Annotated in this window: 21 protein-coding genes, 1 tRNA gene and 1 pseudogene; 14 read left to right on the forward strand and 9 right to left on the reverse strand. The window is 71.6% G+C overall.

Features of this window, described 5'->3' with window-relative positions:
- Positions 1-107 precede the first annotated feature (107 nt).
- Both HUT12_RS00235 and HUT12_RS00240 read left to right on the forward strand, forming a co-directional pair.
- Positions 108-1,640 (forward strand): acyl-CoA carboxylase subunit beta, encoded by a 1,533-nt coding sequence (locus tag HUT12_RS00235; RefSeq protein ID WP_176092211.1) that lies wholly within the window; start codon positions 108-110, stop codon positions 1,638-1,640.
- An 83-nt stretch (positions 1,641-1,723) separates the two neighbouring features.
- Complete coding sequence (locus HUT12_RS00240; protein ID WP_131051399.1) at positions 1,724-2,878, forward strand: acyl-CoA dehydrogenase family protein; 1,155 nt, start codon at positions 1,724-1,726, stop codon at positions 2,876-2,878.
- An 8-nt stretch (positions 2,879-2,886) separates the two neighbouring features.
- Here HUT12_RS00240 and HUT12_RS00245 read toward each other — a convergent pair whose 3' ends face one another.
- Positions 2,887-4,173, reverse strand: coding sequence for a hypothetical protein (locus HUT12_RS00245; RefSeq protein WP_176092212.1), 1,287 nt, complete (start codon positions 4,171-4,173; stop codon positions 2,887-2,889).
- Positions 4,174-4,326: 153 nt separating this feature from the next.
- Here HUT12_RS00245 and HUT12_RS00250 point away from each other — a divergent pair.
- Positions 4,327-6,717: pseudogene (locus tag HUT12_RS00250) on the forward strand (helix-turn-helix domain-containing protein); the annotation flags it as partial.
- A gap of 405 nt (positions 6,718-7,122) precedes the next feature.
- Here the strand turns inward: HUT12_RS00250 and HUT12_RS00255 are convergent.
- The gene (locus HUT12_RS00255; RefSeq protein WP_176092214.1) at positions 7,123-7,647 is read right to left on the reverse strand and encodes a MarR family winged helix-turn-helix transcriptional regulator; all 525 of its coding nucleotides are present in this window, start codon (positions 7,645-7,647) and stop codon (positions 7,123-7,125) included.
- A 103-nt stretch (positions 7,648-7,750) separates the two neighbouring features.
- On the opposite strand from HUT12_RS00255, the gene HUT12_RS00260 reads away from it, so the two are divergent.
- Entirely contained in the window at positions 7,751-8,332 is a 582-nt protein-coding gene (locus HUT12_RS00260) for a YceI family protein (protein ID WP_131051395.1), read from the forward strand.
- 306 nt (positions 8,333-8,638) lie between these two features.
- Positions 8,639-10,117: a glutamate--cysteine ligase gene (locus tag HUT12_RS00265; RefSeq protein WP_131051394.1), complete on the forward strand. Its 1,479-nt coding sequence runs from the start codon at positions 8,639-8,641 to the stop codon at positions 10,115-10,117.
- Positions 10,118-10,159: 42 nt separating this feature from the next.
- Here the strand turns inward: HUT12_RS00265 and HUT12_RS00270 are convergent, their stop codons facing one another.
- Complete coding sequence (locus HUT12_RS00270; RefSeq protein WP_176092215.1) at positions 10,160-11,620, reverse strand: hypothetical protein; 1,461 nt, start codon at positions 11,618-11,620, stop codon at positions 10,160-10,162.
- 121 nt (positions 11,621-11,741) lie between these two features.
- On the opposite strand from HUT12_RS00270, the gene HUT12_RS00275 reads away from it, so the two are divergent.
- Both HUT12_RS00275 and HUT12_RS00280 read left to right on the forward strand, forming a co-directional pair.
- Complete coding sequence (locus HUT12_RS00275; RefSeq protein ID WP_176092216.1) at positions 11,742-12,416, forward strand: PASTA domain-containing protein; 675 nt, start codon at positions 11,742-11,744, stop codon at positions 12,414-12,416.
- Between the two features lie 105 nt (positions 12,417-12,521).
- Entirely contained in the window at positions 12,522-13,313 is a 792-nt protein-coding gene (locus HUT12_RS00280; protein ID WP_176092217.1) for a PASTA domain-containing protein, read from the forward strand.
- Between the two features lie 7 nt (positions 13,314-13,320).
- On the opposite strand, the gene HUT12_RS00285 is transcribed toward HUT12_RS00280, so the two are convergent.
- Together HUT12_RS00285 and HUT12_RS00290 are read right to left on the reverse strand one after the other, a co-directional pair.
- Positions 13,321-13,761: a hypothetical protein gene (locus HUT12_RS00285; protein WP_176092218.1), complete on the reverse strand. Its 441-nt coding sequence runs from the start codon at positions 13,759-13,761 to the stop codon at positions 13,321-13,323.
- A gap of 101 nt (positions 13,762-13,862) precedes the next feature.
- Positions 13,863-14,153: a hypothetical protein gene (locus tag HUT12_RS00290; RefSeq protein ID WP_131051389.1), complete on the reverse strand. Its 291-nt coding sequence runs from the start codon at positions 14,151-14,153 to the stop codon at positions 13,863-13,865.
- A gap of 566 nt (positions 14,154-14,719) precedes the next feature.
- Between HUT12_RS00290 and HUT12_RS00295 the strand changes: the two genes are divergently transcribed.
- From HUT12_RS00295 to HUT12_RS00305, 3 genes are all read left to right on the forward strand, one after another.
- Positions 14,720-15,601 carry a helix-turn-helix transcriptional regulator gene (locus tag HUT12_RS00295; protein WP_131051388.1) on the forward strand — a complete coding sequence of 294 codons (882 nt, stop codon included), beginning with the start codon at positions 14,720-14,722 and terminating at the stop codon, positions 15,599-15,601.
- Positions 15,571-15,792: a DUF397 domain-containing protein gene (locus HUT12_RS00300; protein ID WP_131051387.1), complete on the forward strand. Its 222-nt coding sequence runs from the start codon at positions 15,571-15,573 to the stop codon at positions 15,790-15,792. The genes HUT12_RS00295 and HUT12_RS00300 overlap by 31 nt, the downstream gene beginning before the upstream one ends.
- Before the next feature lie 191 nt (positions 15,793-15,983).
- Positions 15,984-16,382: a hypothetical protein gene (locus HUT12_RS00305; protein ID WP_131051386.1), complete on the forward strand. Its 399-nt coding sequence runs from the start codon at positions 15,984-15,986 to the stop codon at positions 16,380-16,382.
- Here HUT12_RS00305 and HUT12_RS00310 read toward each other — a convergent pair.
- On the reverse strand, positions 16,350-16,952 hold the full coding sequence (locus HUT12_RS00310) for a hypothetical protein (RefSeq protein WP_131051385.1): 603 nt from the start codon (positions 16,950-16,952) through the stop codon (positions 16,350-16,352). The two genes, HUT12_RS00305 and HUT12_RS00310, sit on opposite strands and share 33 nt — an antisense overlap.
- Before the next feature lie 220 nt (positions 16,953-17,172).
- On the opposite strand from HUT12_RS00310, the gene HUT12_RS00315 reads away from it, so the two are divergent.
- Positions 17,173-19,047: a S8 family serine peptidase gene (locus tag HUT12_RS00315; protein WP_131051384.1), complete on the forward strand. Its 1,875-nt coding sequence runs from the start codon at positions 17,173-17,175 to the stop codon at positions 19,045-19,047.
- Positions 19,048-19,111: 64 nt separating this feature from the next.
- On the opposite strand, the gene HUT12_RS00320 is transcribed toward HUT12_RS00315, so the two are convergent.
- The 3 genes from HUT12_RS00320 to HUT12_RS00330 all read right to left on the reverse strand — a co-directional run bounded on the left by HUT12_RS00320 (position 19,112) and on the right by HUT12_RS00330 (position 21,172).
- Positions 19,112-19,909, reverse strand: a complete 798-nt coding sequence (locus tag HUT12_RS00320; RefSeq protein WP_131051383.1) for a WecB/TagA/CpsF family glycosyltransferase — start codon at positions 19,907-19,909, stop codon at positions 19,112-19,114.
- Entirely contained in the window at positions 19,906-21,021 is a 1,116-nt protein-coding gene (locus HUT12_RS00325; RefSeq protein ID WP_176092219.1) for an NAD-dependent epimerase/dehydratase family protein, read from the reverse strand. Before HUT12_RS00325 ends, HUT12_RS00320 begins: the two co-directional genes overlap by 4 nt.
- Positions 21,022-21,086: 65 nt before the next feature.
- Positions 21,087-21,172: transfer RNA gene (locus tag HUT12_RS00330), tRNA-Leu, on the reverse strand.
- 227 nt (positions 21,173-21,399) lie between these two features.
- Here HUT12_RS00330 and HUT12_RS00335 point away from each other — a divergent pair.
- The 3 genes from HUT12_RS00335 to HUT12_RS00345 are packed head-to-tail and all read left to right on the forward strand — an operon-like array spanning position 21,400 to position 24,152.
- Positions 21,400-22,194 carry a DUF3662 and FHA domain-containing protein gene (locus HUT12_RS00335; protein WP_131051381.1) on the forward strand — a complete coding sequence of 265 codons (795 nt, stop codon included), beginning with the start codon at positions 21,400-21,402 and terminating at the stop codon, positions 22,192-22,194.
- Between the two features lie 6 nt (positions 22,195-22,200).
- Entirely contained in the window at positions 22,201-22,689 is a 489-nt protein-coding gene (locus tag HUT12_RS00340) for an FHA domain-containing protein (protein ID WP_111242783.1), read from the forward strand.
- Positions 22,686-24,152, forward strand: a complete 1,467-nt coding sequence (locus tag HUT12_RS00345) for a PP2C family serine/threonine-protein phosphatase (protein ID WP_176092220.1) — start codon at positions 22,686-22,688, stop codon at positions 24,150-24,152. Before HUT12_RS00340 ends, HUT12_RS00345 begins: the two co-directional genes overlap by 4 nt.
- Positions 24,153-24,183: the final 31 nt, after the last annotated feature.

Here is a 24,183-nt window from a genome sequence, read left to right on the forward strand (position 1 = left end):
TGGCCGGCGGGTCGCCGGTGCCGCCCCCGATGCGTTAGCCTAACGATCGTTCAGGCTGGTTGACCCGTGCCGGGGTGCCGGTGTCGGGATGGCGGCGAGGGGGCGGCGTGACGCTCGACGGTGAGGCTCTGGAACAGCTACGCAAGCGGGTCCGCGCCGGTGGCGCGGAGAAGTACCACGCGGCGAACGCGGCCAAGGGCAAGATGTTCGCCCGGGAACGGGTCGCACTGCTGGTGGACGAGGGGTCGTTCGTCGAGGACGGGCTCTACGCGAACGCGCTCGCCGACGGCCTGCCGGCCGACGGGGTGGTCACCGGCACCGCCACCATCGACGGCCGCCAGGTCTGCCTGATGGCCAACGACTCGACGGTCAAGGCCGGCAGTTGGGGCGCGCGGACCGTCGAGAAGATCATCCGGACCATCGAGCGGGCGTACGACACCGGCGTGCCGATGGTCTACCTGGTCGACTCGGCCGGCGCCCGGATCACCGACCAGGTCGACCTCTTCCCGGGCCGGCGTGGCGCGGGCAAGATCTTCTGGAACCAGGTACGCGCCTCCGGCTCGATCCCGCAGGTCTGCGCGCTGTTCGGGCCGAGCGCGGCGGGCGGTGCCTACATCCCGGCGTTCTGCGACGTGGTGGCGATGGTGGACGGCAACGCCAGCATGTATCTCGGCTCCGACCGGATGGTCGAGATGGTCACCGGCGAGAAGACCACGCTGGAGGCGATGGGCGGGGCCAAGGTGCACTGTGCCGAGTCCGGCGTGGGGCACTTCCTCTGCAAGTCCGAGGCTGAGGCGCTCGACGTGGTCAAGCGCTACCTGTCCTACCTGCCGGCGAACTGGACGCAGCGTCCGCCCGCCGCCGAGGCCGCCGAGGCGCCCGCGAAGGCGGACCTGGCCGCGCTGGTGCCGGCGAGCGAACGCCAGGCGTTCGACATGCGGCGGTACGTCAAGGGCCTGCTCGACGACGGCTCCTTCTTCGAGATCCAGGCGCTCTGGGCCAGGGAGCTGACCATCGGCTTCGGCCGGCTGAACGGCGAGGTCGTCGGCGTGGTCGGCAACAACTCGATGTTCAAGGGCGGCGTGCTCTTCGTCGACTCGGCCGACAAGGCGACCCGCTTCGTGCAGCTCTGCGACGCGTTCAACGTGCCGCTGCTGTTCCTGAGCGACGTACCCGGCTTCATGGTCGGCAGCGCGGTGGAGAAGCAGGGCATCATCCGGCACGGCGCAAAGATGATCACCGCGATCTCCGAGGCGACCGTACCCAAGATCTGTGTGGTGGTCCGCAAGGCGTACGGTGCCGGGCTCTACGCCATGGCCGGGCCGGGCTTCGAGCCGGACGCCACCATCGCCCTGCCCACCGCGAAGATCGCGGTGATGGGCGCCGAGGCCGCGGTGAACGCCGTCTACGCCAACAAGATCGCCGCGATCGAGGACGAGGCCGAGCGGGCCGCCTTCGTCGCCGCGAAGCGCGAGGAGTACGAGCGGGACATCGACGTCGTGCGACTCGCCAGCGAACTGGTGGTCGACGCCATCGTGGAGCCGCACCAGCTCCGCGCCGAACTGGTCCGCCGGTTCACCGCCGCCCGGTCCAAGGACCGGCACTTCTCCCGCCGACGGCACGGCGTCACCCCCGTCTGACGGCGCACCCCGGCACCAGCCAGCACCGGCACCGTCCCGGCGTCACGAGCGCCCGACGGGCACGTCCACACAGGAGGAACCCGATGGACTTCCGGCTCACCGAGGAACACGAGGCGCTGCGCGAGAGCGTGCGGGAATTCGCCCGGGAGGTGGTCGCGCCGGTCATCGCCGAGCACTACGAGCAGCACACCTTCCCGTACGAGGTGGTCCGGCAGATGGGCAAGATGGGCCTGTTCGGCCTGCCCTTCTCCGAGGAGTACGGCGGCATGGGCGGCGACTACTTCGCGCTCTGTCTGGCCCTGGAGGAACTCGCCCGGGTCGACTCCAGTGTGGCGATCACCCTGGAGGCGGCGGTCTCCCTGGGCGCGATGCCGATCTACCGGTTCGGCACCGCCGAGCAGAAGGCGCGGTGGCTGCCGAAGCTGCTCAGCGGTGAGGCGCTGGCCGGCTTCGGGCTCACCGAGCCGGGCTTCGGCTCGGACGCAGGTGGCACCGAGACCCGGGCGGTGCGGGACGAGGCGACCGGCGAGTGGGTGATCAACGGCTCGAAGGCGTTCATCACGAACTCCGGCACCGACATCACCGCGCTGGTCACCGTCACCGCCGTCACCGGCACCCGGCCGGACGGCGCGAAGGAGCTCTCCACCATCATCGTCCCGAGCGGGACGCCGGGCTTCACCGTCGCGCCGGGCTACTCGAAGGTGGGGTGGAACGCCTCGGACACCCACGAGCTGACCTTCGACGACTGCCGGGTGCCGGCGGAGAACCTGCTCGGTGAGCGCGGCCGGGGCTTCGCCCAGTTCCTGCGGATCCTGGACGAGGGCCGGATCGCGATCGCGGCGCTGGCCGTCGGGCTCGCGCAGGGCTGCGTCGACGAGTCGGTGAAGTACGCCGCCGAGCGGCACGCCTTCGGTCAGCCGATCGGCAACTACCAGGCGATCCAGTTCAAGATCGCCGACATGGAACTGCGGGCGTACACCGCCCGTCTGGCGTACTACGACGCGGCGGCCCGGATGCTGGCGGGTGAGCCGTTCAAGCGGCAGGCCGCGATCGCCAAGCTGCACGCCAGCACCGTCGCGGTGGACAACGCCCGGGAGGCGACCCAGATCCACGGCGGCTACGGCTTCATGAACGAGTACCCGGTGGCCCGCTTCTGGCGGGACTCCAAGATCCTGGAGATCGGCGAGGGCACCTCCGAGGTGCAACGCATGATCATCGCTCGCGACCTGGGCATGTGAGCGCCCGGTCAGCCTGACGTCAGGAGACGTCGCAGGTACGCCTGGTCGGCGCCGGCGATCACGGCACGGGCGTCGACCCGCTCGCCCGCCGGCCCGATCAGGACGCCCCGGACCGCCGGATGCGCCAACCGCCAGCCACGGCGCAGCAGGTTCTCCTCGACCAGCCAGATTGTCGCGGCGGGCGGTTCGTCCCACTCGCAGTCGCCCGGATCGTCCGACAGTTCGCTTACCGGCACATGCATGGCGGCGGCCAGCACCTCCCGGGGGCGGGTCCGGATCACCTCGATGGCCTCGACGTCGTCGACGGGCGGTCGGCCCAGCACCGCGGCCACGTCGGCCCGGACCGAGCCGGCCTCCTGGGCGGCCCGCCGCAGCCACCAGCGCGGCGGGGAGTCGGCGAACGTGTACCACCGGATGTAGCGCGGGTAGGGGATGTTCAACAGCCGTCGGACCAACCGGCGGCGTTCCCGCCCGGACAGCGGGGCGACCGGCACGGGGCGGGCGGTCGGCACCACCGGCGGTGGTGTCCTGCCGAGGGCCCGTAGCGCGTCGGCGAGCCGGGGATGCAGGGTGGCGAGCACCTGCGCCTCGTCCTCGCCCCACTCGACGTCGAGCGTCCCGTGTCGCAGCAGGTGCCGCCACCCGTCGGACACGTCGCTGATCCCCACCTCGACCGGCCGCCACCACCGGTGCTCGGGCAGCGCCGTGCCGTCGAGGAAGTCGGCGTACCCCTCCGCGACGGCGTCCGCCAGCGCGAACGCCCGTGCCGCCGCATCGGCGCCGGCCGCGAGCACCGCGGCCTCGTCGGCGTCGTGCTGCACCTCGGCGGCGAAGCCGGCCAGCGTACGTCGGAACTCGGTGACCCGACGCAGGTCCCGGCCCTGCTCGTACGTCTCGGCGCGCACCGCCTCGGTCCAGAGGTGGAGCAGGCCGACGACCAGAGCGCAGTGGCGGTGGCGGAGCAGGGCGAGCCGGTGGCCGACGAGCGCCCGCAGTTCGGTCGCGCTGAGGCAGTCCAGCAACGGCAGACCGATCAGCAGGTGTCGACGCCGGTGTGCGACGGCCAGGTCCACTGTCGGCGTGCCGGTGAGCAGCACCCGGTCGGGCATGGCGGTACCCAGCCGACCGGCGGTCTCCGCCACCGTGTCGAAGAGTTCCGGTCGGGTTCGCCGGGTCACCGGTACGCCACTGAGATGGCCCGGGTGAGGCTGACGACCGAGTAGGCCGGCGTGCCGGGTCAGCATCCAGCGGGCCTGCCGGATGTCGAGGTCGCCCGGCAACCGATTGCTGGACATGGGCCGCATTGTGACCGCTGCCGGTGAACTCGATCAATGGCTGATCGTCCAGTGCTGTCGCCCGGTCGGCCGCTGTCGGGTTTCTTCGCGGTGGGGTCGGGTGGCCGACGATCCCGTGTCCCGTGTCGGGTGTGGCCCGTAGTGTCCGTGGCCATGCCTCCGGGTCATGATCGTCGGGTCGGGCCGGTCACGTACGCCGGTCTCCCGGAACTGTTGCGGTCGCACCGCCTGACCGCCGGCCTCACCCAGGCCGAGCTGGCGGTGCGCGCGGGCGTCGGTATCCGGACGGTGCGGGACCTGGAACGGGGACGGTCCGTACGCCCGCAACGCACCACCGTCGAACTGCTCGCCGGAGCCCTCGACCTCACCGGTGACGCCCGCGCCGCGTTCCTGACCGCGGCCCGGGGGACGGGCGCCGCGGGCGCGTCACCCCATCCGGGTCCGGCGCTGGGCCTGCCGCCCGCGCCGGACCTGATCGGCCGGGAACAGGACGTGGCCGAGTTGACCGCGATGTTGACCGATCCGCGTGGCCCCCGGGTGGTGAGCCTGGTCGGGCTGGCCGGGGTCGGCAAGACGGCGCTGGCGTTGGCGGTGGTGCACGCCGTCGCACCGGCCCATCCGGGTGGTGTCGCCGGGGTGCTGATCGGCGCCGGGTCGGACGTCACCGACGTGCTGGCCGCCTCGGTGACGGTGTTCGGCGCCGCCCGGATCACCGAACTGGCCGCCCGGCTCGGTGACCGGCGGGCCGTACTCCTGGTGGACGCGGCGGAACGCGCGCCGGGCCCGGTCGCGGCCACCCTGCACCGGCTCGTCGGCGGAGTGCCGTCGCTGCGGGTACTCGTCACCGGCCGGCATCCGGTCGGGCTGCCGGGGGAGCGGGTCCGTCCGGTGTCGCCGCTGGACGTACCGCCGCCGGGCGGCACCGACCCCGCGACGCTGGCCACCTCTCCGGCGGTCGCGTTGTTCACCGCGCGGCTCGCCCAGGTGCGCCCGGAGCCGCCGTCCGACGCCGAGCTGCCGGCGCTGGCGTCGCTGGTCCGGCGGTTGGGCGGCCTGCCGCTGGCCATCGAGCTGATGGCCGCGCGCGGGCGACTGCTCGATCTCACCGAACTGCTCGACCGGTACGGCGACCGGGTGCTGGACCTGGACACCTCGGGCGCGGCACGCGGTGGGTGGGAGGCGGGGCCGAGCCGGGGCGACGACGCGCGGACGGCCGTGGCGGAGACGCTCCGCGACGCGGTGGCCACCAGCTACCGGTTGCTCGCCGACGAGGAGCGGGCCGCGTTGCGCCGGCTGGCCGCGTTCGGCAACCGCTGGTCGGTCGAGATGGCCGAGGAGATGCTCGCCGGTACGGGCACCACCGCCGATCCGGTGCCGATGCTGAACCGCTTCCTCGACCTGGGGCTGCTGAGCGTACGCGGCACCGGGCCGTTCCGGTTCCGACTGGTCGACGCGGTGCGGGACTATGCGGTGGAGCAGGCGTCCGGTGCCGGTGAGTCGACCACGATCCGACGCCGGCACGCCCGGGTGGTGACCCGGTTGGTGGAGCGCACCGTCCCGGCGCTGAGTGGTGCCGGTGCGACCGTCGCGGCACACCGGTTGGACGAGGTGACGGGCGACGTCAGCTCGGCACTGGCGTACGCGGCGGTGGACGACCCGCTGACCGCACTGCGCCTGGCGGCGGCGCTGTCCCGCTGGTGGCGGCTGCGGGGACGGGACGTCCTGGGGCGGCAGTGGTTGCTGCGGTTGCTCGCCGATCCGCGTACCGCCGATGCCGATCCGGCGTTGCGGGCGTGGGCGTCGCTCGGCGTCGCGATGCTCGCCGGTGAGCACGGCGCGGCGGGCGAGGAGTTGCCGACGGCGCGGGCCGCGCTGGCGGCCTTCCGGCGTCTCGGTGACGTGCCGGGTGAGTTGGAGGCGCGGAACGTGCTGGGTGCGCTGCTGTCCGCGACGGGCCGGCCGGGACAGGCCCGGGAGCAGGCGGAAGCGGTGCTGGCGGTGGCGACCGAGGCCGGTCTGCTCCGGCAGATGGCGATCGCGCAGCACCACCTGGCCTGGCACGAGATGCGGGTGGCCGACCTCGCTGCCGCCCGACGTCGTCTGGCCACCGTGGACCGTCTCGGTGGGCAGTGCGGTGAGCAGCGGTTGCGGGTGCTGGTGCGGGGCACGGTCGCGGAGGTGCTCCGCCTGGAGGGCCGGTACGTCGACGCGGTCGACGAGGCGCGGCGGGTCCTCGTGGCCCTGGCCGACCTGGGGGTGCCCCGGCACCGTCGGCGGGTGCTGGGCACGCTGGGTCTGGCGCTCGCCCAGGACGGTCGTTCGGCCGAGGCCGCCGAGGTGCTCGCCGAACTGCGGCCGTTGGACGGGACCGGCGCGCTGATCGAGGGACACCTGGCCCGGCATCGGGGGGATCGGGAGGTCGCGGTCGAGTGGTTCACCGCCGCGGCCGAGATGAACGGGGAGGACCGGGACCGGCGTCGGGTGGTGGAGGCGCTGGTCGGCCTCGCCGCGAGCACGGCGGACCCGGAGGTACTCGATCGACTGGATCTCGCCTGCCGTGCGGGCGGTGTCCGGCTGCTGGCGCAGGAGCAGGAACTGCTGTACGCGTTGTCGGTCGGCCGTCGGATGTCGGCGGTGACCGGGGCGGACGGTGCCCGGAAGCACGGCGGGCCGGGCTCGTGGCCCGGCCGGCCGGCGGCGGAAACTGGGGTGGCGCGGGCGAGGAAGCCCCCTGATACCACCCCTCGCTCATCGCCCGCGCCGATTCCCCCCAATGCGCCCCCGCTCCAGCGAGATTAGCGAGCGACCACTGCGACGTCTGTCCGGTTTAGGAGTTATCGCCGGTTGCTCGCCTGGTTCTGCCGGTCCTTCTGCCGGTGCGGTCACGCTCGGGTGTGCAGACCGGCACCGAAGGTCGGACGGGTGTGCGCGGTGGAGGCGCGGAGCCGCTCAGCAGGGGGACGAGTCGGGCGTTTTCAGAACCGTTTCCCCCTCCGGGGCCGTGTCGCTGCTGCCGGCGGTCGCGCAGGGATGGACGGCGTCGCGAATCTGCCGCAGACCGTCCAGCAGTGCGTGCAGCGCCGCCGGGTCGAGTTGACCGGTGAACCAGTCCTCGATGAGTTGGAGGTGGCCGGGCAGGCTCTCGTCGAGCCGCCGCAGGCCGGAGGGGGTCACCACCGCGTACGAGCTGCGTCGGTCGGAGGGGCAGGCGCGCCGGGTGATCAGGCCGTCGCGTTCCATCCGGTCCACCACCCGGGTGACGCCGCTGGTGGAGAGCGACGTCTGCGCGGCGAGGTCGGTCATCCGTAGTTGGTTGCCGGGTGAGCGGGTGAGCCGGGTCAGCACCTCGAACTCGACTGCTGACAGGCCGTGCTCGTCGAGTTGCGTGGCGAAGCGGGCGGAGAGGCCCGCGTGCACCTCGAAGAGGAGGCCGACAGCGGTGATCCGAGGGTCGTCGAACACGTTCGGGTTCACCGGCCCATCCTATCAGTACTTGACACACGGAATATTGCTACGACTATAGTTGCTAACGCAGTCGTTGGGCTACTAAACAATCTCTTCCGGAGGGCAGTCTCTCATGACCAGCAGCACCGAGTCGGTTACCCGCGAGTGGAACGGCCTCACCATCCCGGCGGCCGGCACCTACCTGCTGGACGCGGCGCACAAGCGCGTGGGCTTCGTCGCCCGGCACATGATGGTAAGCAAGGTGCGCGGTGAGTTCGCCGACGCCTCCGCCACCATCACCATCGCCGAGGAGCCCCTGGGGTCCACGGTCAGCGCCACCATCCAGGCCGCCAGCATCAACACCGCGCAGGCCGACCGGGACGCGCACCTGCGCAGCCCGGAGTTCCTCGACGCCGAGCAGTTCCCCACCCTGGAGTACCGCAGCACCGGCGTGAAGTCGCACGAGGGCAGCGAGTTCGTGCTCGACGGTGAGCTGACCATCAAGGGCGTGACGCGTCCGGTGGAGCTGAAGGTCGAGTTCGAGGGCGTCGGCCGCAGCCCGTTCGGCCAGGACATCTTCGGCTTCTCGGCGAGCACCGAGATCGACCGGGAGGACTTCGGTCTGACCTGGAACGTGGCCCTGGAGTCCGGCGGCGTGCTGGTCGGCAAGAAGGTCAAGATCGAGATCGAGGGCGAGGGCATCCGCCAGTCCTGATCCCGCACGCGAAGGGGCCCGCGCCGACCGCGCGGGCCCCTTCGCTGTCCGGTCCGGTCACGATCGCGGTGCGGTTTGTCACAGGTTGTTAGCAGGGTCGCGGGTGGCGCGACGGACCCGCCCGGGTAGGAATCCCGGCGGGAGCGGCTCACCCGCCCCGTCGATGGGTCCGACCCACCCGCAAGGCGGGTGGACTGCGGCAATGGACCGATCTTCGGGCCATCCGGTTCGGCGCTTTCACCGAGTATGGTTCACACTGCGCTGCGGAACGGCACCGTTCCGTCGCGTCGCGCGCCGGGAGGAAACATGGGCAGGGACGTCGACCGAGCCGCCTTCTCCCGTGAGGATCGAATCCGGTACCGCCAGAAGGTCCGCCGTTGCCTGGACGTCTTCGCGTTGATGCTGGACGACTTCGGGTTCGACGCCGACCGGCCGATGACCGGGCTGGAGATCGAGCTCAACCTGGTGGACCCGCTCGCCGAGCCGGCGATGCGCAACGAGGAGATCCTCGCCGCCATCGCCGATCCGTTGTTCCAGACCGAGCTGGGCCAGTTCAACCTGGAGCTGAACGCCAACCCGCGATTGATCTCCAACGGCGGGTTCGCCGACTACGAGCGTGACCTGCGCGGCAGTCTGGACCGGGCGAACGAGCGGGCGGCCCGCTCGGACACCCGGATCGTCCTGGTCGGCATCCTGCCCACGCTGACCGAGCGCCACCTGGTCGCGGACAACCTCTCCACCAACGAGCGGTACCGGGTGCTCAACGACCAGATCGTCGGAGCCCGGGGCGAGGACATCGAACTCGACATCCGGGGCGTCGAGCGCCTGCGTACGCACACCGACTCGATCGCGCCGGAGGCCGCCTGCACCAGCCTCCAGTTCCACCTCCAGGTCGCGCCGGACAGCTTCGCCGACTACTGGAACGCCTCCCAGGCCATCGCCGGGGTGCAGGTGGCGGTGGGCGCGAACTCGCCCTTCCTGTACGGCCGCCAACTCTGGTCGGAGACCCGGATCGCCCTGTTCGAGCAGGCCACCGACACTCGGCCGGACGAGCTGAAGGCACAGGGCGTACGCCCCCGGGTCTGGTTCGGGGAACGCTGGATAACGTCCATCTTCGACCTTTTCGAGGAGAACGTCCGCTATTTCCCGCCGCTGCTGCCGATCTGCGAGACCGAGGATCCGGTGGAGGTGCTGCACGCGGGCGGCGTACCGGAGCTTGCCGAGCTGCGGCTGCACAACGGCACCGTCTACCGCTGGAACCGGCCGGTGTACGACATCATGGACGGCCGACCGCACCTGCGGGTGGAGAACCGGGTGCTGCCCGCCGGGCCGACCGTGGTCGACATGCTGGCCAACGCGGCCTTCTACTTCGGGATGGCCCGTGGCCTGGCCGAGGCCGACCGGCCGATCTGGAGCCAGCTCACCTTCAGCTCCGCCGAGGAGAACTTCCACGCCGCCGCCCGACGGGGCATGGACGCCGTGCTGCACTGGCCGCGCCTGGGTGAGGTGCCGGTCACCACGCTGGTGCTGGACGTGCTGCTGCCGATCGCCGCCGCCGGGCTCGACGGGTTCGGGGTGTCCCCGGCGGAACGGGACCGCCTACTCGGCATCATCGAGCAACGCTGCCGTACCGGACGCAACGGAGCGGCCTGGCAGACCGCGGCGGTGTGGACCGCGGAGCGGCAGCACGGCCTGGACCGGACCGCCGCCCTGCACCACATGCTCCAGCGCTACGCCGAGTTGCAGCGCACCAACGAGCCGGTGCACACCTGGCCCGTCGACTGACCCGCCGCGCCGACGTCGAGCGCCTCGGCGCGCACCGCCGGGTCAGCGGCTGCGGCGGTTCCGTCGGCCGGTGCCCTCGGGGGCGCTGTCGGACGTGTCGCCGTCCGACGGCGTGGTGGCCGGGGTGGATGGCGTCGACGGCCCGTCGGAGGTCGGCGAGCCGCCCGGGGTGACGGGTGCGTCGTCGCCGACCGTCCCGCTCCTGCCGCCGAGTCGCCGTCGGGCCGTGCTGGTGCTCCGGGGCGTGGCGCGCACGGACTCCTTCGCACTGTCCGCCGCAGGGCCGTCGAGCGTCGATCCGGACCCGGCCGGGTCGGGCGTGGTCGGGTCGGCGGTGGTCGAGTCGGACGCCGTCCGGGTGCGCGCAGCGCCCTCGTCGGCCGCTGGTGCGGTGTGGGCGTCGTCGGCCGCCACGCGTTGCCGGGGGACCCGGGGTACCTCGCCGGTGGGCGGCAGGTCCTGCCTGCGCCGGGCGGCCCGCTGCGCGAGTGCCGCGACCAGGACCGACCCGCCGATACCGACGATCACCGCGTACGGGGCGATCAGGTGGGCCGACACCTGCTCCGGGCTGATCGCGGTCAGCCTCGGCACGGCCAGGAAGTAGGCGACGGCCACCAACAGCGGTCCGGCGGCACCGGAGGCGGTGGCGCCGACCCGTCGATCTGCCGGGCGTACGCCGTGACGGGCGGCCAGCGCGCCGATCAGCAGCGCCGAGGCGAGCGAGAGGACGGCGCCGGGCCAGTAGAAATAGTCGCGGATCCAGAACTGGGGGTTGTCCGAGCTGAGTTGCCAGATGCCGAGCTGGGCCGTGGTGAGTCCACGACCGGCGAGCACCGAGTCGACCACGGCCACCACGGCGAGCAGCCAGAGCCAACCGGCGGTGGCGATGACGTTGGTGGCGGCCGCCCGGCAGCGCAGTGCCCAGACCGCCACCAGCACTCCGACCAGTACGCCGATCGCGGCGTAGCCGGCGGCCATGTTCCGTGGCGACGGGGTGTCCGGCACCTCCGCCACCCGCGCCGGTACGGCGACCAGCAGCACGGTGATCAGTGCGCCCAGGCCGGCGGCACCGGCCAGCGCGATCCACCAGAGGCCACCGCCGTCACCGACCTCCCGACGTGCGTCGGTCGACCCGGCGGCGGGCGACCGAACGTCGTTGTCGGACCGGACGGTGTCGGCCCCGGCGGTGTCGCTCTGCGGGGCGGTGTCGACCGACGGCGGGTCGGCGTCGGGGGGTGCGACGGCCGGACCGGAAACCGGGTGCGGGCCGTTGCGGCGGTCGCGTAGTCGTTGCGCACAGACCGCGCCGAAGATCGTCGAGGTGGCGGCGATCCAGGTGGCCCAGATCAGGCTCGCCACCCAGGCCGCGGTGCCGGCGGTCGCCTCGGTCGGTGCCCAGTTGAGAATGCCCAGGCCGTATCCGAAGCCCAGTTGGGCGGCCCCGGCACCGGCTGCCACGCCGGCCGCGGTGGCGATCGATCCTCCCCAGCCCTGTCTGGCCATGCCGGGCAGCGTAACGTCCTGTGGTCGGTGCGGCGAGTCGTGCGCAGTACCAGGCGGCAACAGTGACGGACAGTGCTTGGCGTCGGCGACTACCGTCGCCGGTGATAGGGCGGTGGCGGAGATGACGGACGAATCCACGGATCGGGGTGAGGTGCGCTCCGGTGCCGGCCCGGACCGCACGAGGGTGGTGATCGGCGGCGGGCTCGCGGCGGTGCTCCTCGCCGTCATCGGGGCGGCCGGCGGCTGGATGCTGGCCGGCGATCAGGAGTCGCCACGCGACACGACCCTCGACGCGAGCGGCAGTCGGGCTCCGACGTCCGAGGGCTCGCCGACGCCGCGCGAGAAGCCGACGACGGCGACCAGCCAGCCTGCCCGGCCCGCGCCGAGCCGTTCCGGCCTGACCGTGCCGGAACTCGTCGGGATGGACTTCGAGGAGGCCCGGGAGGAACTGCGGGACCGTGGGCTGGGCTGGCATTTCGTGTTCGGCGGCAGCGGCGACAGTTCCAGCGTGCGCAGCACCGAGCCGGCCGCCGGTGCACCGGTGAAGCGCGGGGTCACCGTCAAGATCATCGTGGCGGGTGCGGCACCGGAGACTTCGGTCCCGGACGTGGTCGGCGACTCGTGCGGCGAGGCACAGGACGAACTCGTCGACGACGGCTTCTCACCGCGTTACCCCACCGGGAGGTCCGGCACGGTCACCGCCCAGGACCCGACCGGCGGCGCCGTCGGGAAGTGGAACGACGCGGTCCAGATCTGGTGCGGCACGACCCCGAGCCCGGAGGCCAGCGACCAGTAGCAGTGACGCGCTTCCGACACGCTGATGCCGGCCGATGGCCCGACGAACCGTTAGGTTGACCGTCGAGGGCCATGCCGCCCGCCGGACCGGCGGAAAGGACGTGCGATGAGCGACGACCGCCAGGAGCCGCCCGAGGACGCGTCGGACGACCGGACCCGCCGGATCCCGCCGGTCACCGGACGCCCCGACGAGACCGCTCCGCTGGACCGTACGCCCGGTGACACCGCACCCGACGCGACCGCGCCGATGGACCGTACGCCCGGAGAGCCCGCACCGGCGGACGCCACCGCGCCGTTGCCCCCGACGCAGCGGTCCGGGTCGGCGGCGTGGTCGGGCCGCGCGGAGGTGCCGTCGGTGCGGCCGGGTTTCGACGGCGAGCCGGCCGGTGGTGACTGGTACCCCGACGACCAGGCGAGCCGGCGCTGGTGGCTGCCGATTCTCTGGGGTGTCGTCCTGCTGCTCCTGCTCGGCCTGCTCGGTCTGGGCCTGTGGTTGGTCCGGCAGGCGCTCGACGAGGACGGATCGACGCCACCGTCCCCACAGCCGACGACACAGGCACCGCCGACCACCGCCGCACCGTCGCCGACCACCCCGTCACCGTCTTCACCGCCGACCACCAGCGCCGCCCCGGCCCAGCTTCCGGTGCCGCCGTTGACCGGGCTCTCCGAGGCGGCGGCGCGGGCGCTGCTGGACCAGCTCGATCTCGGCTACGAGGTGGAGTACCGGCCGTCGGACCAGCCGTCGGGCACGGTGATCGCCACCGAGCCGGGTGCGGGTGTGTTGGTCGAGGCGGGTGACGAGATCAGACTGGTGGTGGCCGCCGCGAGCCCGAGCCCGTCGCCGACGACCGGTGCGCCGACAGCCGAGCCGACCGGCACGGCGAGTCCGACCGCCTGAGGGCCGGTCACCACATCCGGCGTCTGGTGCCGACCAGGCCCAACCCGGCCAGTGAGATGGCCAACCCGAACACGCCGGACCAGAAGAGCGAGCGGCTGAGATCCTGGCGAGGATCCGCACGGGTCGCATGGGCCGTCGGGGCCGTCTCCCGGTCCTGGCCGTCCACCGACACGGCACCGCCGTACGCGGTGGTCGGATCGACGCCCGGCTGGTCGCTCGTGCCGAACCGGTCCCAGCCGCCGGTCACGCCGTACGGGCCGGTCGGTTCGGTCTGCACCACGGTGATCTCTGGTGCCGGCACCGGCTCGGCCAGCCGGGTGGACGAGAGGGCGGGGTCCCGGACCAGCACCAGCATGGTGGTGGCGGCGCCGAGCAGCGCCAGGACTCCGAAGGCGTAGGTGATGCGGGATCGTCGGGGCTGTCGCGTGGGCAGATTGACCATGGCCATCCCAGGTTCAGGGCCCGGGACGCGCGGGATGGAGACTTTGCCGGGGTGGGCATACCGATTCTATGGCGTCGGCATGCCCCCACGGCGGCTGTTCGTGATGCTCAGCCCACCCGGACCGGTGTTCGGGTGACCGGCCGACGGGCTGAGCGGACGGTGTGCGGACGAGGCTGCGGAGCGGCCTGGATCTGCTCCAGACCCGCTCGCTGGACGAAGATCGAACGCCGGTTGACCGCGTCCCCCGCCGCGTTCAACTCGTAGCCTTCGAGCCAGAGCCAACCGTCGTAGGTGGGTCGGTCGAGTACCCGGATCACCCGGAACTGGATGGGCTTGCTGCGGAACTGGACACTCGCCGCGCGAGTCACGTGCAGTACGTCACCGGAGCGGGGATGCACATGGGCTCCTGAGAGGGTTGGCCGGCGGGGAAGGCCGGCGGGGGCGATCGGGGGGAGATGCGGCTCCGGCGACGAGGTCGTGTCTCGTGCGCCGGTTCGTGGCGCGGGCGTTGGTCGGTGCCGGGAACGCTGGTGGCGCGCCGCTCGACCGGTGCGGGCTCAGGTGGTGTCGCCGGAGCCGCCGTCGGGGGTGGGCGGCGGGTTCCCGTGCGGGAGATCCGGGCCCGTGACCGACGGTCGGGTGTACGCCCCGTTCGCGGCTCCGCCGTGGAGATCACGGGGGGAGACGGCGCGGAGACGGTGCGTAACCCAGGTCATACGGACAGAGTGCATCAGAGGCGTGCTGCATGCAAGTTGCACGTAGACTTTTGCCGATAAGTGAGCGGCTCGCACGAAACGGCGCTTGAACGCGCCACCACCCGAGCGGCACACTGAGGAACGGTTTCGCCGCCGCGGCCGGCCGACGACCGGCACCACCCCAATGCCGCGTACGCTCGCCAGCCCCGACGGTCGCGCCCGAGGCGGGTGTCGAACCAGCGGCGCGTCGAGGCGAGAGGTGACAACGGGTGAGCGAGCGCCGCAGTCCGACCATCCGGCGGCGCCGGCTCGGCGCGGAGTTGCGCCGCCAACGCGAGGCCGCCGGCATCACCATAGAAGCCGTCGCCGAGCAGTTGGAGTGCTCGGCGTCGAAGATCTCCCGCATCGAGACCGGCCACACCTCCGCCACGCCCCGCGACGTGCGGGACATGCTCCGGATCTACGGTGTGGTCGGCGCCGAGAGTGACGAGCTGGTCCAGATCGCCCGCGAGGCGCGACAGAAGGGCTGGTGGCACCCGTACAGCACGGTGTTGGTCGGTGCGTTCGTCGGCCTGGAGGCGGCGGCCAGCTCGATCCGTGCGTACGAGCAGCAGGTGATTCCCGGACTGTTGGAGACCGAGGAGTACGCCAGCGCGATGATCAAGGCCGCCCGTCCGGACTTCACCCCCGAACAGGTGCAACAAAGAGTGCGTGTCCGACTCGGCCGTCAGTCGTTGTTGACCCAGGATGATCCGGTCGATCTGTGGGTGGTGCTCGATGAGGCGGTGCTGAGCCGTCCGGTTGGCGGGGACACGGTCATGCGTGGCCAGCTCAAACGATTGGCGGAGGTGGCCCAACTGCCGAACGTGACGCTCCAGGTCCTGCCGTTCGAGGTAGGGGCGCACGCCGGCATGGACGGCACCTTCACGATCCTCAGCTTCCCCGAACCCGGTGATCCGGATGTCGTGTACGCGGAGAACGCCACGGGTGGGCTTTTCCTGGAGAAGAGCGACGAGCTACAGAAGTACAGCTTCATCTTCGATCACATTCGAGCAGCGGCCCGACGTCCGGAGGAGTCCGTCGAGTACATCGCGAGACTGGCAGAGGAGCCGTTGTGGAAGTGGCGACGCAAGGATTCTCCGTGGACCTGACGCAGGCGACATGGTTCAAGAGCTCGAAGAGCGGCCCGAACTGTGACAACTGCGTGGAGGTGGCGTACGTGACCGGGGCGGTCGGCGTCCGGGATTCGAAGGACAAGGCCGGTCCGGCCCTCGTCTTCGCACCGGGACACTGGCACGCCTTCGTCGCCGGCACCAGGGACGGCGCGTTCGGCCGGAGCTGACTGGCGGTAAGCGGTGTAGACGGTCCCCGTCCGGCCTGGCCGGACGGGGACCGTGCGTTGCGGCACGGGCCCGCCGGTCGGCCGGGACGGCTGCCGTCGCCACATCGACCGTGTCTCGTTGTACTACTCGGTACGCGCTGGTCGACATCCCCCCGGCAGGGCGGGTAACCGAGCGAGGCAGGCGAGACGGAATGACGAACATCGGATCAGAGAACATCAGCAACGGCCCGGCCAAGGCGGAGCGCTTCGGCGGGCAGTACCGCGGCGCCCGCAGGGACAGCATGCTGACCGAGGTGCCGCCCGACGGTGATCGCGGCGGGCGGGACGTCAGAGGCGTGGCCGAGTCGGTACAGTCGCAGCACGCGCCGTCACTGGATCCGAACCCGCTCACCGAGGCATCGTTCCCGCCGCCGGGATGGCCGATGGCGGAGAATCCCTCCCTGGTGGACCACCCACTGATGCACGGGCTGATGATGGAGCTGCCGCCGCGCGGCAGCGTCCCGCCGCCCGGCTGGCTGGACCGCTGGTTCGAGGCGACCCGGGCGATCCTGGAACTGCTATACGTGCAGGGCTCGGGCCGGCTGCGCTGAGGTCGCCGCCCGCTCCGGCATGGCCAACTCGGCGAGCCGGTTGTGCCGCAGCGCATGGCGTACGCCGATGGCCGCCACGCCCAGCGCGCCCACGGTGACCGCCGGTCCGGCCGCACCGGGCCCGAAGAGCTGACCGGCGCCGCTGGCCGCGATCAGAGCCGGCAGCAGAGCCAGCCCGGTCACCTGCAACGGCAGGCCGATCAGCGGATGGGCGGCGGCGGCCCGCAACCCGTGCGGGGCCGGGGTCCGGGGGGCGGTGGCGAGCGTGCTGGCTCCGGCCAACAGGCGGCGGACCCGGCGGACCGTGCAGATCGCCACCACGGCGGCGGGTACGGCGGCCAGCGTGAGTCCGCTCGCGGCCCGATCGGCCAGGGTGGCCCCGGGAGTGCTCAGCCCGGCGATCGGCAGCGCCACCGTCAGGGCGAGTCCGACCCCGGTCAGGCCGAGCAGCCAGCCGGTGTGTCGGCGCAGGCCGCGGGCGTGGGTCATCCGGGGCAGCCCGTCCGCGAGGTATCCGGCGACCCACCAGACGGTGGCGACCGGGAGCAGGAGGGCGAGATGGCTCTGCATGCCCATCAGACTTGCCCGATTTCCGCTCTCGCGAATCCGGGCCCGCCCCCCGTTCGTCCCGTACCTGGTCCCCGTAGGGGGCCATCGCACCGACGTGATGGGAGATCCGGCATGTTTATCTGCCTCCGGGCACACCACTACTCTCACCTCGATCGGCATTCATCGATCAACCTGCCACGAGCGGGTAGACGATCAGGGCCGGTCGGAGGGAGGTAGGAAGATGGCTCTTCCACACAGGTCCGTACTCGTCGGCCTGGCCGCGCTGGCCATGGTCGCCACTGCCACGCCGGCCATGGCGGCCGAGCCGGTCGGCACGATCAGGAGTGCCGGCGGTGCCACCGCCGTCGAGGGCAGCTACATCGTCGTGTTCAAGGACGCCGAGGTGGGCCGCAACGCCGTCGGTTCGTCGGTGGACCGGCTGGTGCGCCGCCACGGCGGCAGCACGGCCCGCACCTGGACCGCAGCGGTACGCGGCGCGGAACTCCGGGTCAGCGCCAAGGCTGCGGCGCGGATCGCCGCCGACCCGGCGGTGGCGTACGTCGAGCAGAACCACACCGTCACGATCAGCGGCACCCAGACGAACCCCCCGTCCTGGGGCCTGGACCGGATCGACCAGCGGAACCTGCCGCTGAACAGCTCCTACACCTACCCGAACACCGCCTCGAACGTCACCTCGTACGTCATCGACACCGGCATCCGGACGACCCACTCCGACTTCGGCGGCCGGGCGACCTGGGGCACGAACACCGTCGACACCAACAACACCGACTGCAACGGCCACGGCACCCACGTCGCCGGTACGGTCGGCGGCACCGCGTACGGCGTCGCCAAGGCCACCCGACTGGTGGCCGTCAAGGTGCTGAACTGCCAGGGCAGCGGCACCAACGCCGGAGTCATCGCCGGCATCGACTGGGTCACCGCGAACGCGGTCAAGCCGGCCGTCGCCAACATGAGCCTGGGCGGCGGGGCGAACACCTCGGTCGACAACGCGGTGATCAACTCGATCAACGCCGGCATCACCTACGCGGTGGCCGCCGGTAACGGCAACGCGCTCGGCCAGCGGCAGAACGCCTGCAACTACTCGCCGGCCCGGGCCGCTCCGGCGATCACCGTCGGCGCCACCCAGAACAACGACGCCGCCGCGAGCTTCTCCAACTTCGGCACCTGCGTGGACATCCTCGCGCCGGGCGTGAGCATCACGTCGGCCTGGCACACCGGCGACACCGCGACCAACTCGATCAGCGGTACGTCGATGGCGTCCCCGCACGTGGCCGGCGTCGCCGCGCTCGTGCTGTCGGCCAACCCGTCGTGGACCCCGCAACAGGTCCGGGACTACCTGGTGGCCAACTCCACCCCGAACGTGATCACGAACGTGGGCACCGGCACCCCGAACCAGCTGCTCTACGTGGTCAACGGCGGCACCCCGCCGCCGACCAACGACTTCTCGGTCTCGGTGTCGCCGACCGCCGGCTCCACCGCGCCCGGTGGCTCGGTGACCACGAGTGTGTCCACCGCCACCACCAACGGGTCCGCGCAGTCGGTCAGCCTCTCGGCGAGCGGTCTGCCGTCCGGGGCGACCGCCTCGTTCAGCCCGGCCACCGTCACCTCCGGCGGGTCGTCGACGCTGACCGTCACCACCTCGGCCGGTACTCCCGCCGGCACGTACCCGGTGACGGTGACCGGCAGCGCCGCCTCCGGCAGCAGGACCGCGACGTTCTCGCTGACGGTGACCGGCAGCGGCAGCGGCGGCTGCACGGGCAGCAACGGGACCGACGTGGCGATCCCGGACGCCGGATCGGCGGTGACCAGCTCGATCACGATCGCGGGCTGCAACCGGAACGCCGCGTCGAACTCGACCGTCGCGGTGAACATCGTGCACACCTACCGTGGTGACCTGGTCGTCGACCTGCTCGCCCCGGACGGCTCGTCCTACCGCCTGAAGAACAGCAGCATCCTCGACGGCGCGGACAACGTGATCGCCACCTACACGGTGAACCTCTCCAGCGAGGCGGCGAACGGCACCTGGCGACTCCAGGTGCGGGACGTCTACAGCGGAGACACCGGCTACGTGAACACCTGGACGCTGACCCTCTGACGTCCGCGACGGCATCGGGCCCCCGGCATCAGGCCAGGGGCCCGGTGGTCGTTCGACGCCGTGGTCAGACCGCGAACGTGCGCGGACGCTCGGTGGCCGGAGCCGGCGGCCGGGCCTTCCACAACCCGGTCTTCTGCGCGAACAGCCGGCCGAGGTAGGCCGGGTTGAGTATCACGTAGCGACGCCAGAGCCGCTTCGGCTCCAGCCAGAGCCGCCAGAACCACTCCAGCCCGGCCCGCTGCATCCACGGCGGCGGCTGACGCAGCAGCCCGGCGTGATAGTCGAAGGCCGCGCCGACCGCCATCATCGGCATGTCCAGCAGCGGACGCATCGCGTACGTGAAGACCTCCTGGCGGGGGCAGCCGAGGCCGACCAGGACGAGCCGGGCGCCGCTGGCCCGGATCCGGTCGGCGATCTCGACGTCCTCGCCCGGCTGCACGGGGCGGAACTTCGACGCCTCCACCCCGGCGATCTTCAACGCCGGGAACATCCGCTCCAGCTCCGGGATCAGCCGGGCCAGCGTCTCGTCGGTCGAGCCGTACAGGTAGACCGGCAGGCCCTCGTCGGCGAAGCGGGAGAGCACGTGCAGGGTCAGCAGTGGCCCGTACACCCGGTCGGTGAGGCCGGCGCCGTGCAGCAGGTTGAGCGCCCAGCGCACCGGCTGGCCGTCCGGGGTCACCACGTCGAACGAGTTGAGTCGCGCGTTGTGCGGCGGGTCCAGTACGCCGGTCATCACGCCGTGCACGGCCAGCGCGGTCAACGCCATCGGGCGGCGTTCCTGCGCGGCGGCCACCACCCGCTCGGTCGCCTCGGCGTAGGTCGTGGCGTCGACGAGGACGCCGAGGACGTTCTTCTTGGTCATGCTCCGGGCACCCACTTGTCCACGTTGGCCTCGTAGATCTCACGCATGATCATGGGTACGTCGTAGACCTGCTTCCAGTCCGGGTAGTCGGCCTGGAACGCCTCGTTGGAGCCGATCCACCACTTGTGGTCGCCGACCCGGTTGGCCTCGACGTACTCCGAGATCATCTCTTGCCCGGTGATCCGCTCGGCCTCGGTGAACGCCTCCCGCATGGAGGTGTTCGAGTGCCGGCCGCCGCCGAGGTTGTACACCGCCGCCGAGCGCGGGTCGCGGAAGAACGCCTCGAACGCGGAGACCACGTCCGAGCTGTGGATCGCGTCCCGCACCTGCTTGCCCTGGTAGCCGTAGATCTTGTACGTCCGGCGCTCCAGGTTGCAGCGCATCACGTACGCCAGGAAGCCGTGCAGCTCGGTCGCCGAGTGGGCCGGGCCGGTCAGCGTCCCGCCCCGGAAGCAGGCGGTCCGCATGTCGAAGTAGCGGCCGTACTCCTGCACCATCACGTCCGCGGCGACCTTGGAGGCGCCGAAGATGGAGTGCAGGCAGGCGTCGATCGACATGTCCTCGCGGATGCCCTGCTCGTACGGGTGGCCCGGCTCGATCTCCCAGCGGGTCTCCTGCTCGACCAGCGGCAGGCTGTTCGGCCGGTCGCCGTAGACCTTGTTCGTGGAGCAGTGGATGACCGGTGCCTCCACGCAGTGCTCGCGGACGCTCTGCAGGACGTTCAGGGTGCCGGCGGCGTTCACGTCGAAGTCGGTGAACGGGTCGCGCACGGCCCAGTCGTGCGAGGGCTGCGCGGCCGTGTGGATCACCACGGCGACGTCCCGGCCGTACCGCTTGAACAGCGCGCCGAGCGCGCTGCGGTCGCGGATGTCGATGCTGTGGTGCGAATACCGCTCACCCAGCTCGTCGGTCAGCCGGCGGACGTTCCAGGCGGTGGACGCCTCCTCGCCGAAGAACTCCTGCCGCATGTCGTTGTCGATGCCGACGACGTCGAGACCGAGGCCGGCGAAGTGCCGGACCGCCTCGGAGCCGATCAGCCCGCCCGAACCGGTCACGAATGCGACACTCACATGCCACTCCTGGTGCGTCGGAGGCAGAAACCATCGGAGCATAGCGTGACGTTTCGTACGCCTCGATACGGAGCGAGGGCCCCGCGTCGCCGCGGAGCCCTCGTCTGTGGTGGGGAAGGGGGGAGTTGAACCCCCACGCCCTTTCGGGCACACGGACCTGAACCGTGCGCGTCTGCCATTCCGCCACTTCCCCGTGGCATGACTTCGGGCAGCGTAGCCCGTGCCAGCTCCACCGTCTCCGGCGGACCTCGGCAATGCTACGTGACCCTCGGTCGTGACCGCGAATGGCATTCGCTGCTTCCAGCGGTTACCGTTCGTGGCGGACGAAAGAGTAGCACGACGATTCGAGGCCGTCCGAACGGGCCGTGGCCTGCTGGCCGAGCGGCGTGTGAGCTGCGTGCGCTCTGGACGGATACCATCATGTCCTCGGGACCCGAGGAGGAGCCGGTGAGCGTGCTGCAACGCTTCGAGAAGCGTCTGGAAGGCCTGGTAGAGGGGGCCTTCGCCAAGGTCTTCAAGGGGGTCGTGCACCCCGTGGAGATCCTCAACGCCATGCAGCGGGAGGCCGAGGCGCACAAGGCCATCCTGGCCGGTGGGCGCACCTTGGTGCCGAACCGCTACGTGATCGATCTCTCGCCGTACGACCACAGTCGGCTGGCGCCGTACGCCGCCGCGCTGGCCCAGGAGTTGGCCCAGTCGCAGGCGGAGTTCATCGGCGAGCAGGCCTGGACGGTCTACGGCGACGTGATCGTCGAGATCGAGCGCGGTGAAGGGTTGGACACCGGCATGTTCCGGGTCACCGCCGAGGTCTACACCGGTGGCGAGGTCGCCCCGGTCTCGGCGCCCGGCGGCGGGTACGACGCCGGTCCGCCCGGCTACCCCTCGTACGACCAGGGTGGCGGCTACGGACCCCCGCAGGGGCACGGTGGTGGCCGCAACGTCCGGCTGGTCTCCGGTGACGGCCGCACCTACCCGCTCCAGATGGGCTCGACCGTGATCGGTCGGGGCGACCAGGCCAACCTGCGTCTGCCCGACGTCGGCATCTCCCGGCGACACGCCCGGCTGGACTTCGACGGCGGCCAGGTCGTGCTGACCGATCTCGGCTCGACCAACGGCACGATGGTCAACGGCCAGCGGGTCTCCGCCGTGGCGCTGAACCCCGGCGACATGATCCAGCTCGGTACGACCACCCTGACCTTCCGCGTGGACGGCTGACCCGCCTTGCCGGAACTCGTCATCACCGTCGCCCGGTTCGGATTCCTCGTCCTGCTGTGGATCTTCGTGTTCACGGTGGTCGGCGTCATCCGTCGGGACCTGTTCGCGGGGGCCCGCTCAGGTCGGCTCGTGGCCGCACCCCGAGCGGTCGGCGCGTCGACCGGTCAGGCGACGGCGAAGCCGGCGAAGGTCAAGCGGGGACGGGCGGCACACCAACTGGTGGTGACCGCGGGGCAACTGGCCGGCACCCGGATCACGTTGGGCGAGGCACAGATAACCATCGGTCGGGCCGAGGACTCCACCCTCGTCATCACCGACGACTACGCCTCCGCGCGACACGCCCGGCTCGTACCGCGTGACGGGCAGTGGTTCGTCGAGGATCTCGGCTCGACTAACGGGACGTACCTCGATCGCGCTAAGGTCACCGGACCGACCCCCGTCCCCCTCGGCGTGCCGATCCGGATCGGCCGCACCTCTCTCGAATTACGGCCATGACTCTGACCCTGCGCTATGCGGCCCACAGCGACCGCGGTCTGATCCGTGACGGTAACCAGGATTCCGTCTACGCCGGACCGCGGCTACTCGCCGTCGCCGACGGCATGGGCGGCATGGCCGCCGGTGACGTCGCCAGCAACATCGTCATCGGTGCCATGGCGCCGCTCGACGAGGACGTCCCCGGTGACGCCCTGGTCGACGCGTTGCGTTCCGCCGTGGGCACCGCCAACCAGCAGCTCCGCGACACCGTGGAAGCCAACCCACAGCTGGAGGGGATGGGCACCACGCTCACCGCGACCCTCTTCTCCGGCAGCAAGCTGGGCATGGTCCACATCGGTGACTCGCGGGCCTATCTCCTTCGTGACGGCGAGTTCGCGCAGATCACCAAGGACGACACCTACGTCCAGATGCTCGTCGACGAAGGCCGGATCAGCCCGGAGGAGGCGAGCAGCCACCCCCAGCGCTCGCTGCTCACCCGGGCCCTGGACGGCCGGGACATCGACCCCGAGTACTCCGTGCGCCAGGTGCTCACCGGTGACCGCTACCTGATCTGCTCCGACGGACTCTCCGGCGTGGTCAGTGCGGAGACCATCGGCGAGACCATGCGCGAGTACACCGACCCGCAGCAGTGTGTCGAGCGACTCGTGCAGCTCGCCCTGCGCGGCGGCGGTCCGGACAACATCACCGTGATCATCGCGGACGCCACCGACCGGGACATCGTCGAGGCGGCACCGATCGTCGGCGGCGCTGCCGCCCGCGACCGTGGCATGGCTACCTCGGCCGACGTCTCCACCCCGGCCGCCCGGGCCTCGGCGCTCTCCGCCCCCCGCCCGCCCGTGCCGGAGGAGCCCGCCGGCAACGGCGACGACGAGCCGGAGCCCCGTCGGCGACCGCTGCGGGCGCTGGCGATGACGACCGCCCTGGCGGTGATCCTCGCCGGCAGCCTCTACGGCGGGTACACCTACACCCAGCGGCAGTACTACGTCGGCGCCACGCAGGACGGTCAGGTGGCCGTGTTCCGCGGCATCCAGGGCCAGATCGCCGGGATGGACCTCTCCACGGTCCACTCCGAGAGCAGCGCCCAGCTCGACGATCTCACCCTCGCGGCACAGGAGCAGGTCAAGCAGGGCATCCCGGCCAAGAGCGAGCCGGACGCGGAACGCCGACTGGCCGAGTTGACGGTGGACAGCCCCACCAACGTCAACCTCAAGCCGATCTGCCCGCCCGCGACGCCCCCGCCCCCGACCCCCGACGCGGGCGAACCCTCGCCGGCACCGGATGCGCCGAGCGGCTCACCGAGCCCGGTCCGCAGCGCGTCGGTCTCCGCCACGGGCGGCTCCGCGACCCCACCGGTGCGGCCGTCCGACAACGGGGCGGCGGCCCTGCCCACCGGTACGCCCGACGCCACGCCCGACACCTTCTCGCCCACCGTCGACCCGGCGGCCTGCCGGTCGCCCGAGTAGGCACCGGCACCCGAACCGAGGACGATCGTGA

This window comes from Verrucosispora sp. NA02020 (genome assembly GCF_013364215.1).
Lineage (GTDB): Bacteria > Actinomycetota > Actinomycetes > Mycobacteriales > Micromonosporaceae > Micromonospora.